This is a genomic window from Streptomyces sp. S3(2020), assembly GCF_013044505.1.
Classification (GTDB): Bacteria; Actinomycetota; Actinomycetes; order Streptomycetales; family Streptomycetaceae; genus Streptomyces.
In genome coordinates, this window is sequence record NZ_JABERD010000240.1 from 1 (window position 1) to 13,807 (window position 13,807).

At 70.2% G+C, this 13,807-nt stretch carries 9 protein-coding genes; 5 read left to right on the plus strand and 4 right to left on the minus strand.

All coding sequences use genetic code 11. The features are described from left to right. Positions 1–59 precede the first annotated feature (59 nt). The 3 genes from HLK59_RS42315 to HLK59_RS42325 all read right to left on the minus strand — a co-directional run bounded on the left by HLK59_RS42315 (position 60) and on the right by HLK59_RS42325 (position 5,020). Positions 60–3,905, minus strand: a complete 3,846-nt coding sequence (locus HLK59_RS42315) for a HEAT repeat domain-containing protein (protein ID WP_171146991.1) — start codon at positions 3,903–3,905, stop codon at positions 60–62. A 17-nt stretch (positions 3,906–3,922) separates the two neighbouring features. Further along, positions 3,923–4,306: a toll/interleukin-1 receptor domain-containing protein gene (locus HLK59_RS42320; protein ID WP_171146992.1), complete on the minus strand. Its 384-nt coding sequence runs from the start codon at positions 4,304–4,306 to the stop codon at positions 3,923–3,925. 96 nt (positions 4,307–4,402) lie between these two features. Then, positions 4,403–5,020: a DJ-1/PfpI family protein gene (locus tag HLK59_RS42325; protein WP_171146993.1), complete on the minus strand. Its 618-nt coding sequence runs from the start codon at positions 5,018–5,020 to the stop codon at positions 4,403–4,405. Between the two features lie 95 nt (positions 5,021–5,115). Between HLK59_RS42325 and HLK59_RS42330 the strand changes: the two genes are divergently transcribed. Continuing rightward, the gene (locus HLK59_RS42330; protein ID WP_171146994.1) at positions 5,116–6,453 is read left to right on the plus strand and encodes a PLP-dependent aminotransferase family protein; all 1,338 of its coding nucleotides are present in this window, start codon (positions 5,116–5,118) and stop codon (positions 6,451–6,453) included. A 31-nt stretch (positions 6,454–6,484) separates the two neighbouring features. Here HLK59_RS42330 and HLK59_RS42335 read toward each other — a convergent pair whose 3' ends face one another. Next, the gene (locus HLK59_RS42335; RefSeq protein WP_171146995.1) at positions 6,485–8,245 is read right to left on the minus strand and encodes a serine hydrolase domain-containing protein; all 1,761 of its coding nucleotides are present in this window, start codon (positions 8,243–8,245) and stop codon (positions 6,485–6,487) included. Between the two features lie 96 nt (positions 8,246–8,341). Here HLK59_RS42335 and HLK59_RS42340 point away from each other — a divergent pair, with 96 nt between their 5' ends. The 4 genes from HLK59_RS42340 (at position 8,342) to HLK59_RS42355 (ending at position 13,258) form a co-directional block, all read left to right on the plus strand. Further along, positions 8,342–9,451 (plus strand): nitronate monooxygenase family protein, encoded by a 1,110-nt coding sequence (locus HLK59_RS42340; RefSeq protein WP_171146996.1) that lies wholly within the window; start codon positions 8,342–8,344, stop codon positions 9,449–9,451. Beyond that, the gene (locus HLK59_RS42345) at positions 9,448–11,001 is read left to right on the plus strand and encodes an acyl-CoA synthetase (protein ID WP_171146997.1); all 1,554 of its coding nucleotides are present in this window, start codon (positions 9,448–9,450) and stop codon (positions 10,999–11,001) included. Before HLK59_RS42340 ends, HLK59_RS42345 begins: the two co-directional genes overlap by 4 nt. A gap of 164 nt (positions 11,002–11,165) precedes the next feature. After that, positions 11,166–12,905: a hypothetical protein gene (locus HLK59_RS42350; protein ID WP_171146999.1), complete on the plus strand. Its 1,740-nt coding sequence runs from the start codon at positions 11,166–11,168 to the stop codon at positions 12,903–12,905. After that, positions 12,902–13,258 carry a hypothetical protein gene (locus tag HLK59_RS42355; RefSeq protein WP_171146998.1) on the plus strand — a complete coding sequence of 119 codons (357 nt, stop codon included), beginning with the start codon at positions 12,902–12,904 and terminating at the stop codon, positions 13,256–13,258. Before HLK59_RS42350 ends, HLK59_RS42355 begins: the two co-directional genes overlap by 4 nt. Positions 13,259–13,807 lie beyond the last annotated feature (549 nt).

A 13,807-nucleotide genomic window follows, 5' to 3' on the forward strand; every position in this document is an offset into this window, starting at 1 on the left:
GGTCAGTGGGGTGCCGGGGCACAATGCGGCGATGGTGCTGTTGGAGGGGGCCGGTTCGATCACGGGTGCCAGCTGAGCTGGATGGGGTAGCGGTCCGCCAACTGCTCGTAGCGGGCGCGGACTTGTTGGAGGGGCAGGTGGACGGCGGCGGCGCAGCGGCGTAGATCCCCTTCCCTGATCTCCTCCTCGGGGTCCACACCGGGGGCGAGACCGTCGTGGTCTCGGGACAGCAGCGCTCTGTCGACCTCGTCGATCTCCAGACGGGCGAGGGACCACAGTGCGGCGCACCGCTTCTCCACCTGGTCGTCAGCCATGGCTTCGTGCAGTGTTCTGCCGGCTTCGCTCTCTCCGAACAGAGCCAGCGCGGCGCTCACCGCGAAACCGAGCTCCCACGATTCCCCCGTGGGCAGGTCTTTGAGCGCCGGTGCCACTCGCGGATCGCCGATGCGCGCGAGAGCCTCGACGATCTCCAGACGGGGATCGTCGTCGTACGGCTCGGGATCGTCGACGACATCCGCGAGCGCGGTCAGTAGAGGGTCGACGGCTCGCCTGTCACGAAGATGGCCCAGGGCCCGGACGATGGCCGGGTACGCATAGCTGTCCGCGTCGGTGAGGGCGTCGAGCAGGGGGTCCACCGCGCGCCCGTCACCGAGGAGACCCAGGTTCATGGCGACGGTGAGGTCCGGCACGCCATCAGAGTCGATCAGCAGGTCGAGGAGGGGCTCCACCGCGTGGAGCGCACGGAGGCGACCGAGCGCGTCGACGACCGCATGACGCGCGCCCTCGTCAGCCGTGGGAAGAACCTCAAGCAGGGGCTGCACCGCTCGCGGGTCTCGAAGACGGCCGAGCGCGCGCACCACGTCCGGGTCGACCCCGCCCCGCGATGAGATGAGTATGTCGAGAAGGGGTTCCACAGCTCGGGGGTCGCCGAATGAGCCCAGGGCTTCGACGACCGAGGTGTCGGCGTCGCCGCGCGGGGTTCTGACCACCCCGAGCAGGGGCTCCACAGCGCGGGCATCGCCCAGTTCGGCGAGTGCCCGGACCACTTCGGGGTGCGCCACGCCGTCCTCGTCGGTGAGCACCCCCAGCAGAGGCTCAAGGGCCAGCGTGCGGTTCAGTTCCCTCAGCAGGAATGCCACGTCGCGGCGAACTTCGCGTCGATGGTGGCTGGTTGCCGCCACGACGGGATCCACCAACTCGGGAAACAGGACCAGGTACCGGTTGAAGATCTCCTTGCGTCTGTCGGCATCGGCTGACACGAAGGCGGTCATCGCGGCCTCCGCCATGCCGCGACGTCTCGACGGCGGGACTTCGTCGAAGCACCACAGCAGGTGCATCACGGTCTCAGGGCGAAGACCCGCCCTGACGACGACATTCGCCAGTTCCTCGAGTTCGCCGGACGAGGGCTTCCACGGCGCGTTGTCGTGCGACATCTTCGCCCAGCCGAGAGCCCACGCTGCGGCCGTGGCCTCGCAGGAGCCCCGGGAGAGCATGGACATGAGCCCCGGCACCAGGCCGGGGACCATCATGAGCGTCTCGTGGTAGGCGACGTCCAACAGTGCGAGCGCGGCTTCGGTCGCCACTTCCGGCCGGGGCTCCTTGAGGAGGGCGACCTGGTTCCGGACCCAGGACCGCATGGCCTCGTCTCCGGACGGCGCGGTGCGGCCCAGGACCACGGAGGCCGAGCCGGCGAGTCGTGGGTACTGGGCGGGATCTCGCACCCATTCGGTGGCCATCATCCGGCTGAGCGGAGCGGCCCACTGGGAACCTCCCACCTCCGCGAGCGCGGTGTCGGCCACGGTGAGGGCGGAACCGTTGCCGTCCCTCGCGGTCAGTGTCGCGACGAACCGGGCGAGGATCTCGGCCGCGACCTCCTCGCTGACATTGGGTTCATCGGCCAGGCAGGCACAGGCGAGTGCCGCCCGCGCCCTCGCAGTCAGGGCTGACTCCTCCCCGGTCAGCGGTGTGGCGATGGCCCGGAGGACGCCATCCACGTCATCGTCGTTGCATGTCATCACGCTCAGCCGGATGGCCTCCCGCCACTTCTCCGCGACCACGACTTCGTGCTGATTCGGATAGCCCGGGAAAGGTGCGGTCTCCGCAGCCAGCACACCGATCTGCTCCGCGAGGGTCGTCCGCCTGTTACGCCCCGGGTACCGGCCGGCGACCAGAGCCAGTCCCGCCAGATACTCCTGGAACGTGAGATGCCGGAATTCGTAGACAGGGACCAGATCACCGTCGTGGCCGACATGACCGGACTCGACGAGAATCCCGGTCTGGCGTTCCAGACGGCGCAGGAATTCGACCGCCGAACGCTGTCGGACCGCACGCACGGCGGGGAACTCCCTGCGCATGCGCTCCAGAATGTCGAGAATCCGGTCCCGCCGAATCTGCTGGTCCCCCGAAGCGCACATGGAATACGCGAGGTACTGCAACTGCGGCAGCGCCTCGTGCGGATCCATTCTCTCGTCCACGTCACTGCGCCAGTGCAGCAGCACATCGACGGCTTCCCGATAGAGATCCGCCCTCCGGCTCGGCAGCTTGCCGACCTTCTTCTTGACCAGAGCCATCGTGGTCAGCAACATCGGACTGCCGGTCAGACGCTCGATGCGGTCGGTGCTGTGGATGTCGCCGACCAGGTGCTCGGCCGCGAGTTCGCGACGGCCCACCGGCTCGGTCACCTCGCACCAGCGGCGGGCGAAGTCGTCCTTGTCGCCGGGGGTCAGGTCCTGCACCGTGAGGTGCTCGAACCCCCGGGTGATCCGCAGCCCCATCTCCCGGTAGCCGACGATCCTGGAGGTCACGATGATCGAAGCCTTGGGATAGGCCACATGTATCTTCTCGACCTTGCGGCAGAACCGGGCCCGCAGCGCGGGATCCGAGATCTCGTCCAGACCGTCGATCAGTAGCAGCACCCGCCCCTCACGAAGACGGCCCAACAGGAGCGGAGTCAGCTCGGCGGCCTCGTCGCTGGAGAACTCCATGTCGCACAGATGGTGCCGGATCATGTCCTCCAGCGACCCCGTCAGCCTCCTCCGGTCCAGATCACGGCAGCGGATGAAGAGCGGCAGCCAGTTGGCGTCGGGCAGGGTGTCGACGTCCGGCAGCTGGCTCCAGTCCGGATCCTCCTTGAGACGCAGGAGATACGCGGTGGCGATCCAGCGGAGCAGAGTGCTCTTCCCCGCGCCCGGGTCGCCCAGCACCACCAGCCGATTCGACTGTGCGAGCCGCTCCCCGACGGAGAACCGGGATCGGGTGTCCTGCGCGTCATGCTCCTTGCGCCGTGCTTCGAGGCTCTGGAGCTTCTTCTCCAGTTCGTATTCCTCTGTCCCCGACGGAATGTCCACGGCGACACGCAACGACACATACAGGGTCCGTAGTTGCAGATTTCGCGTGATGAGATCGCGGTCCCCGATGGGAAAGTTGGCCAGATCGACGATGTCACACGTATCCAGCGCAAGCTCCCGGTACCGCTGCTCAAGTCGATCCAGCCGCTGCTCCGCACCCGCTGGTCTGCGAACCGGGTAGTACTCCGCCAACGCCGCCACAAGCTCCGCGATGGCCCCAGCGGGATCCTGCCAGTACCGGGCGATCCGGCCGTCCAGGATCAGGGAGTCGAGATAGACGTTCTCTTCCATCTGGAGCGCGAAGATCCGGGCCTCCCCGTACCGGCGCGCGGCATTGACGAGGAAGTGGGCCCAGCCGGTCCCGATCGCCCTGACCGTCCCGCACAGGACGACCGGGCTGCCCTGCGAGATGGCCTGTGACGCCTTCTGCATGAGCGAGTCGCCGACGAACAGGCTGCCGTGGTGCACCACTTGGTACCCGGCGACCTCCAACGGCCGTGCGATCGCGGCGGCCAGGGCCTCGTCGCCGTCGGCATGGGCGATCAGGATCTGCGACATCGAGGCCCCCGAAGTGTTCAGCGAATCGCCTTCAAGAGTTGCTCGAATCCCTGGTCCCAGTCCTGGGAGAGATCCGCGTACCGGATGTCGGCAAGGATCGCCGGCGCGGAACCGCTGAACTTCACCGGGAGGATGCGTACATCACGCCCCTCCAGCTGGCGATGGAGGGTGGACATCCATTCCCGCGTGACCCACGGGCTCATGACACCGGCGGCCGAATAGCACAGCACCAGATACGACGTGCCTTCCAGGCCGGTGTCGATGCGCTCCACGACGGAGTCTCCGATTCCGATCTCCCACTCGTCGAACCACACGACGTGCCCGGCAGCGGAGACGGCCTCGGCGAGCCGCTTGGCATCCGGCACATCCACCTTGCGATGACTGATGAAGACGTTCGCCATGCCCACCCCGGATCGACGGTCGCGCGCAAGGAATGCCGCGAACTGCCTTGCGTCACAAGGCTCTTGTGACGCGGACATATGCTACCCATCGGCGGCTCAGGTGAATGCCGGTGCGGGCAGGTACGGGGTGATGTTGCGCAGGGCGCGCTCGATGTACTCCTCCTTCTCGCCGACCGGCGCGACATAGTGCAGCGCGCTCTCGGTGGCGGCGTCGCCCCGGAGACGGGCGATGATCCAGGCGGCCAGGTAGTGCGAGGCGAGGCAGCCGCCGGCGGTGGCGATGTTGGCCTTGGCGTAGAAGGGCTGGTCGAGCACCTCGATGCCGGCGGCGACGACCCAGGGCCTCGTGGTCAGGTCGGTGCAGGCGGGGATGTCGTCGAGCAGGCCCAGCCTGGCCAGTACGAGCGCGCCGGAGCACTGGGCCGCGATGAGCTGGCGTGAGGGGTCCAGGTCGCGCAGGACGTGCATGATCGCCGGGTCCTCGACGACCTCCCGGGTGGCGATGCCGCTGCCGACGATGACGGCGTCGGCGGCGCAGGCCTCCTCCAGGGTGGACATCTGCTCGATGACCACGCCGTTCATCGAGGTTACCTTGGGGGTGGGCGTGGCGAGGGTGACGCGCCAGTCGTCGGTCCTGACGCGGTTGAGCACACCGAGCGCGATCAGGGAGTCGAGCTCGTTGTAGCCCTCGAAGGTGAGGATGGCGATGTGCACGGTGGCTGTCCTTCCAGGAGTGGGGTGGCTCGGTTCCGACCGTAAGAAACCATGACCAGGACAGTCAAAGAATTGTCATGGATACAATTCGGTGCATGGCAGCCGCTCGCTACAAGAAGCTGGTCGACACGCTCGCCTCCGACATCCGGACCGGGCGGCTCGCCGCAGGCGCGCGCCTTCCGACCCATCGTGGGCTCGCCGACCGCGAAGGAATCGCCGTGGTCACCGCGACCCGGGTGTACGCCGAGCTGGCGGCGATGGGCCTGGTGAGCCGGGAACAGGGCCGCGGCACGTTCGTGCGGGACATCGCGGTTCCCGCCGGGCACGGGGTCGACCTGCAGTTCGTCGCGACGGACGCGGTCGACCTCAACTTCAACTATCCGTCGCTGCCCGGCCAGGCCGATCTCCTGCGGCAGGCGCTGCGGGACGTGGCCACCTCCGGTGATCTCGACTCGCTGCTGTGCTACCAGCCGCACCGAGGGCGCCCCCAGGACCGAGCCGTCATCGCACAGCACCTGAGGCGTCGCGGAATCACCCCCGACGCGGACCAGATCCTCGTCGTCAACGGTGCCCAGCACGGCCTCGCCGTCACCGTCATGGCCGCGCTCGACGCCGGCGACGTCGTCGCGGTCGACGCACTCACCTACCCGGGTTTCAAGGTGCTCGCCCGCGCCCTTCACCTGGACCTGGAGCCGGTGCCCACCACCGCCGACGGGCCGGATCTCGACGCCCTGGAGCAGCTGTGCGCGACCCGACCCGTCCGCGCGATCTACACGATGCCCACCTTGCACAACCCTCTGGGATGGGTCATGCCGGCGCCCGAGCGGATCCGTCTGATCGAGATCGCCCGGCGGTACGGTCCGCTCATCATCGAGGACGCCTCGTACGCCTACCTCGTCGAGGACCCGCCCCCACCGCTGGCCGCGACCGCGCCGGACATCACCGTCTATGTCTCGGGGCTGTCCAAGAGCGTCGCCACCGGACTCCGGGTCGGTTTCGTCGCCGCCCCGCCGAACAGGGTGGCGTCGCTGGAACGTGCGATCAGGGCGACCACCTGGAACACCCCCGCCCTCACGACAGCGATCGCCTGCCGCTGGCTGGAGGACGGCACGGTGGACACCCTCGAAGCGCGGAAACGGGACGACGCGAGGGCCCGGCAGGTGCTCGCCCGCCAGGAGCTGGCGGGCCTGCCGCTCATCAGCCACCCGTCGTCGTACTTCACCTGGCTGCCGCTGCCCGACGACGCACGCGCCGATCGTCTGACCGCCACCCTCGCGCGCCGGCACATCTCGGTGAGCACGGCGGAGCCCTTCACCACCTCCACGCACACACCCCAGGCGCTCCGCCTCGCGCTGGGCTCGACCGATCCGGACCGGCTGCGGTCGACGCTGCGCACCGTGCGACAGGTCGCGGTCGAGGACGCCTACTCCTGAACCTCCCCGGTCCGGCGCGGGAACAGCTCCTTCAGTCGGTGGCCGGCACCCATCCCACGGCGGCGATCCGTTCGGCGTCGCTCGATCGCGCCTCGTCGAAGAGGACGCCGCCGGCACTCCCCACGCGCAGCCCGTCGACGTACGCTCCACGGCCCACGTACGACCGATCGGTCGTGTACCGCCAACGCAGGGCCAGTTGACGGCGTGCCGGGAGGTCCGCCGTGAGCCGGTGCCAGACACGGCCCGACCAGCCGGTGACCGTCCCGGCCGGATGCGGCTCGTCGGGACGTGCGGTCGCGAACGGGACCGGCTGCCACGTCGCCCCGCCGTCCGTCGTCGCCTCCAACGCGAGGGCGTCCGCCTGCGGTTCGGTGTCCCACCACAGCGCGCACCGCAGCCGTGCGTCACCGGACGAGGTGTCGAGCACCGGCAGGGTGAGCGTGGCCGTCGTAGCGCTCGCCATGCCCGAGAACCAGGCGCTGCGGCCACGCCACGGCCGTACCGGAACCGCGCGCGCCAGGTTGTTCGCGGCGGCCACCCGCGGAGCGGAGCCGGAGCGCCAACTGCGCACCGGATGCACCGAGTTGCCCAGCATGATCAGGAAGGAGTCCGTCGTGGGGTCGAGGACCAGGGACGTGCCGGTGAAGCCGGTGTGTCCGGCCGTGCGCGGAGTCGCCATCGCGCCCATGTACCAGTGCTGGTAGAGCTCGAAGCCGAGCCCGTGCTCGTCACCCGGGAACGCGGTGTTGAAGTCGGTGAACATCAACTCCACCGACTCGCGACGGAGCATGCGGACCCGGCCGTAGGAACCCCCGTTGAGCAGGGTCCGGCCGAGCACCGCCAAGTCCCAGGCGCAGGAGAAGACGCCCGCGTGGCCCGCGACCCCGCCCAGGCTGAAGGCGTTCTCGTCGTGCACCTCGCGCCACACCAGCCCTCGGTCCAGCCCGGACCAGGGCTTTCGCGCGTCCTCGGTCGCCGCGATCCGCGGTTTCCAGGAGGCGGGCGGGTTGTAGCGGGTGCGGTGCATACCGAGCGGGGCGGTGATCTCGTCGTGGAGGAGTACGTCCAGGGTGCGGCCGGTGATCCTCTCCAGGACCAGCTGGAGCGAGATCAGGTTGAGGTCGGAGTAGAGGTACTTGGTGCCCGGCGGGTTGAGCGGCGCCTCGTTCCAGACGAGTTGCAGCTTCTCCTCGTACGTCGGCGCGTTGTACAGCGGGATCCACGCCCGGAACCCCGAGGTGTGCGTGAGGAGCTGACGGATCGTGATGTCCTGCTTGCCCGCGCCGGCGAACTCCGGGAGGTATCCGGCGACCGTGCCCTCCAGCTCCAGTGCGCCCCGCTCGATCTGCTGGACCGCCAGGATCGAGGTGAACAGCTTGGACACCGAGGCCAGGTCGAAGACGGTGTCCTCGGCCATGGGGATCTGTTCCCCGGGCGGGAACTCGACGCCGGTGTCGGTCTTCTCGTCGTACGCCGCATAGCGCACCGCCATGCCGATCGGCCGGTGCAGGGCCACGGTGCCGCCGCGTCCGGCGAGCAGCACGGCGCCCGCGTACCAGGGGTGCTTGGGGGAGGGGGCGAGGAACGTCTCGGCGTCGGTGACGAGTTGGCGGAGATGGGCTTCCAGCAGGCCGGCCCGGACCGGGGAGCCGTGGCGCAAGGTGGTGGCGGTGCCGGGGGACGCGGCGGCCGGTCCCGCGGGGAAGGGTGCGACGGCGAGTGCGCCTCCGAACGCGAGGGCTCTTCGGGTGAGCTGACGGCGGGTCATTCCAGCGAACACCTCATCAGTCATCGTGGAACTCTAACCCCACGGCAACCCCACGCCAGAATCTGACGGAGCATCAGGAAACCCCTTCCGTCCTCCGGAGGACTGCGGCATCCTGCGCCCATGCAGACGGAGCTGAGCAAGAAACTGGGAGTCGAGCACGCCATCTTCGGCTTCACGCCGTTCCCCGCCGTCGCCGCTGCCATCAGCCGGGCCGGTGGCTTCGGAGTGCTCGGCGCGGTCCGCTACACCGCCCCCGACGACCTCAAACGCGACCTCGACTGGATCGAGGCCCATGTCGACGGCAAGCCCTACGGCCTGGACGTCGTCATGCCCGCCAAGAAGGTCGAAGGCGTCACCGAGGCGGACGTCGAGGCGATGATCCCCGAGGGGCACCGGCAGTTCGTCAACGACACCCTCGCCAAGTACGGCGTCCCGGAGCTGGCCGAGGGCGAGGTGTCCGGCTGGCGTATCACCGGGTGGATGGAGCAGGTCGCCCGCAACCAGCTGGACGTCGCCTTCGACTATCCGATCAAGCTGCTCGCCAACGCCCTCGGTTCGCCGCCCGTGGACGTCGTGGAGCGCGCCCACGACCGGGGCGTTCTCGTCGCCGCGCTCGCGGGCAGTGCGCGGCACGCCCGCAAGCACCAGGAGGGGGGCATCGACATCGTCGTCGCCCAGGGCTACGAGGCCGGCGGCCACACCGGCGAGATCGCCTCCATGGTGCTGACCCCCGAGGTCGTCGACGCCGTGAGCCCCCTGCCGGTGCTGGCCGCGGGCGGTATCGGCAGCGGCCGGCAGATCGCGGCCGCGCTCGCGCTCGGCGCGCAGGGCGTGTGGCTGGGCTCCCTGTGGCTGACCACCACGGAGGCCGAACTGCCCTCTCCCAAGCTGATCGAGAAGCTGCTCGCCGCCGAATCGGGAGACACCGTCCGCTCCCGGGCCCTGACCGGCAAGCCCGCACGCCAGCTGCGTACCGAATGGACCGACGCCTGGGACGACCCCACCGGACCCGGCACCCTCCCCATGCCCTTGCAGGGACTGCTCGTCGCCGAGGCCGTCTCACGCATCCAGAAGTACGAGGTCGAGCCCCTGCTCGGCACCCCCGTCGGACAGATCGTCGGCCGGATGAACAGCGAACGCAGCGTCCAGGCCGTCTTCGACGACCTCACCCGCGGCTTCGAGCGGGCCGTCGACCGCGTCAACCGCATCGCCGGAAGGAGCGGCCAGTGACCAGCACACCCCCCGCGGGCTTCTGGGCCCAGGCCACCGCCGACCCCGACCGCACCGTCCTCGTCGCCCCCGACGGCGAGCAGTGGACCGCCGGCCGGCTGCACGCCGCCGCCAACCGGCTCGTGCACGGTCTGCGCGCCGCCGGCATGGAGCGCGGCGACGCCTTCGCGGTCGTGCTGCCCAACGGCGTCGAGTTCTTCACCGCCCATCTCGCCGCCACCCAGGCCGGGTTCTACCTCGTCCCGGTCAACCACCACTTCGTCGGCCCGGAGATCGCCTGGATCGTCGCCGACTCCGGCGCCAAGGTGTTCCTCGCCCACGAACGCTTCGCCGGCCCCGCCCGCCAGGCCGCCGAAGAGGCCGGCCTCCCGGCCACCCACCGGTACGCGATCGGCGAGGTCGAGGGCTTCCGCCCGTACGCCGAACTCCTCGACGGACAACCGGAGTCGACGCCCGAGGACCGCACCCTCGGCTGGGTCATGAACTACACCTCGGGCACCACGGGCCGCCCCCGCGGCATCCGCCGCCCACTGACCGGCAAGCTCCCCGAGGAGGCCTACCTCGGCGGCTTCCTCGGCATCTTCGGCATCAGGCCGCACGACGACAACGTGCACCTCGTCTGTTCGCCGCTCTACCACACGGCGGTGCTCCAGTTCGCGAGCGCCTCCCTGCACATCGGCCACCGTCTGGTGCTGATGGACAAGTGGACGCCCGAGGAGATGCTCCGGCTGATGGACCGGGAGAAGTGCACCCACACGCACATGGTCCCCACCCAGTTCCACCGCCTGCTCGCGCTCCCGGAGGGCATCAGGGCACGCTACGACGTCTCCGCCATGCGCCACGCCATCCACGGCGCCGCCCCCTGCCCCGACCATGTGAAGCGGGCGATGCTCGACTGGTGGGGCCCCTGTGTGGAGGAGTACTACGCGGCCAGCGAGGGCGGCGGCGCCTTCGCCACCGCGGAGGACTGGCTGAAGAAGCCCGGCACCGTCGGAAAGGCCTGGCCCATCAGCGAGTTGGCGATCTTCGACGACGACGGCAACCGGCTGCCCCCCGGTGAACTGGGCACCGTCTACCTGAAGATGAACACCGGCGGCTTCTCGTACCACAAGGACGAGACCAAGACGAGGAAGAACCGCATCGGTGACTTCTTCACTGTCGGTGACCTCGGCCTCCTCGACGAGGACGGCTATCTCTTCCTGCGCGACCGCAAGATCGACATGATCATCTCGGGCGGGGTCAACATCTATCCCGCCGAGATCGAGTCCGTCCTGCTCCAGCATCCCGCGGTCGCCGACGCCGCCGCCTTCGGCATTCCCCACGACGACTGGGGCGAGGAGGTCAAGGCCGTCGTGGAACCGGCCCCGGGCCACGAACCCGGTCCTGACCTGGCCACCGACGTCCTCGCCCACTGCGCCGGACAACTCGCCGGCTACAAGTGCCCCAAGACCGTCGACTTCATCACCGAGATGCCCCGCGACCCCAACGGAAAGCTGTACAAGCGACGCCTGCGGGATCCGTACTGGGAGGGCCGCCCCCGGCCGGTGTGACCCCGGTAGCAGGACGTCTACGCCGGAAGCAGGGGAGCCCGTCCCCTCTTCGGCGGCATTACGGAGCGTATTCACGCGCCGTGTCTCCACGAGCATCGCGGTCCTCCCTAAGCTGATGGACTCTCAGATGGCTTCAATCTGGGTTGCTTTCGGTGCATCGGGGGATCGTTGTGAGCGCCGTACCGCAACAACCGTCATGGCGGCCTGCGCCCGCACCGCCCGGGCCCTCCACCCTGCCCCACGCCAGCGAGGCCACCCGGCTGCTGTGCGCGGGCACCTACCTCGACCCCGTCTACCGCGACCGGGTCATCGAGGAACTGCACCTCAACAAGCAGCGCATCGTGGCGCCCTCGCTCGGCTTCGACGCGGCCCGTGTCGTCGCGCACGCCCTGCGGGCCCGACGGATCGAAGTGGCCTGGGCCGCGGGGATCGTGGGCCTGTGGGTGGTGGGACTGCCGCTGACCGACCGGGAGCTGGCGGGCTATCTGGTGCCGAGCGCGCTGCTCGCGGTCGGGGTGAGCATCCGCGGCAAGGAGGAACGCCCGGCGTTCGCACGGCGGTTCGCCTCGCTGGTCTTCCGCTGGCTGGGCCGAGTCGTCTTCGCGGCCCTCCTCGTCGCGACCGTGCTCGCCGCGTTCTCCGGCACCGACGACCTGGCCGACCCCTATGACGACGAGCCGGGCATGAAGGGCACCCTCAAGTCCCTGCTGCCGGCGGCCTCGTCGCTGGCCGGCGGCGACGGCAGCGTCAGCCCGCTCCAGGCATGGCTCGGACTGCTCCTGTTCGTGGCCGTGGCCCTGTGCGCCGGCGCCCAGCGCAGCCAGTTCGCACGGGCCCTGAGCGGGGAACTGTCCCCGGCACGGTTCCCGGACGCCGCGTCCGACCCCGCCGAGGGCGCGGAGGGCGAGCGGTTCCAGTACGTGAAGGACCGCGTCCGGCGCGAGCAGCACCAACCGCTGATCATGTACCACGAGACCCGCCCGTTCTGCGGGGCCGGCGCCGCGTACGACACCTGGGTCCTCGCCGTCGAGATGCGGCCCGACGACTCGGGCGCCACCCGGCCGCTCAGCAACCGGGCCGTCCTGGAGACCGTCCGTCCGCTCCTCGAAGGGCTGCGGCTCCCCTCGGAGTACGCCGGCCACACCGTGCGCGACCGGTTGCGCTGGCTGGAGATCGACGAGTGCGTGTTCCTGCCCGCCGAAGGGCTCAGCCGCCGCGAGGAGGCGCCCTACCATCCGCAGGCCTTCGAGGAGCACCGGGCACGTGCGGTCGAGGAGGGCGCCGAGAAACGGCGGCACTTCCTGCGCGTGCGCGTCGGCGGCTGGGAGGAGGAACTGGTCGTCACGGTCTTCGTCCGCACCCATACCCAGGGCCGCATGCTCATGCTGGAGATCGCACCGCACGTCCTGATGCCGATCCGTGAGGACTTCAAGGACGCCGACCGCGCCGCCCACCAGTTCCGCAACAACAACGTGCTGGGCAAGGTGGGCTGGGCCGCGGCGCAGGTGCCCGCCTCCGCGGTGCGCTCCTTCGTCACCGTGTGCCAGGCGATCGCCTACGGCTGGCAGCTGCTCACCGGCGGCTTCAACAACGCGCTGCCCGACGGACCCGCCCTGTCGGTGCGCGAGCTGGGCGCGGCCCGGTCGGGCTCGCTGTTCCAGCAGATGGACGTCGACCGGTATCTCAGGAGCGTCCAGGACCGCATCACGCACGGCGTGCGCACCGCACTGGCCGCACACGGCTACCAGACCGGCGAGTTCGTGCAGAAGGTCGTCAACATCAGTCAGGGCGGGGTGCACATCGGCTCCGTCGCACACAGTACTTTCGCGGTCGGCAAGCACGCCCGTGCCGCCTCCGCTCAGGCCGGCGGCCCCGTGCCGCCAGAAGGGACCCGGCGGCTATGACCTCGGCGAACGAGCCCCACGTCAGGATCGGCGACGTCACCCACAGCACGTTCGCCGTCGGCAGCAACGCCCGCGCCGAGAGCCATCGCGGTACGACGCCGGGGCCTGACCAGTCCGCCGAGGAACTCCTCGCGGCGGTCCGCGCACTCCGCGCCGACCTCCTGCGCCTCCAGCAGGACGACCGGATCCGGCGGCTGGACGACGGGCTCGCCGAGACCGAGGACGAGATCACCCGCACCGGTGCCGCCGGCGACGGCGGGCGGCAGCGGCTGCGCGGACTGCTGGAGGACGCCTCCGCGGTACTGGCCCTGTTCACGTCCGCCGGGGCGGTGGCCGGGCTGCTGGGGATGTGAGCGATGAACGGGGGACAGGAAAGATGACCGATGGGCGACAACGCCACTGGAACGAGGAGACCCAACGCTGGGAGCAGGGCTCCGGGGGCCGGGCCCCGGTAACACCGCCCCCGCCGCGCCGGCCGGACGAGACCCCGGTCCCAACCGCGCCGCGCCGCACGGACGAACCCCCGCCCCCGCCCCGGCCCGACGCGGTACCCGTACCGCCCTGGCCGGCCCCCGCGCCGCCCCCGGGTCCGACCCTGACCCCGGGGTACCCGCCCCAGGCGGAGCCGCCCCCGTTCGTCGGGCTCTCCCGGCGGCCCGACCGAAAGCGCGTGTGGACCCTCGTGGCCACCGCCGTAGCCGTCGGGGTCACCGCCGGCACCCTCCCCGTGCACCTCACGGGCGCAGACGCGGGCGCCGGCCCGCGCGCCCCGGCCACCCCCCCCGCCACCCCCACCCCCCCCCCCGCCGCCCCACCCCCCCGCCCCCCCGCCCCCGCCGCCCCCACACCCCCCCCCGCCCCCGCCGCCCCCGCCGTCGCTAGCCCGCGCGCCCCCCCCGCGC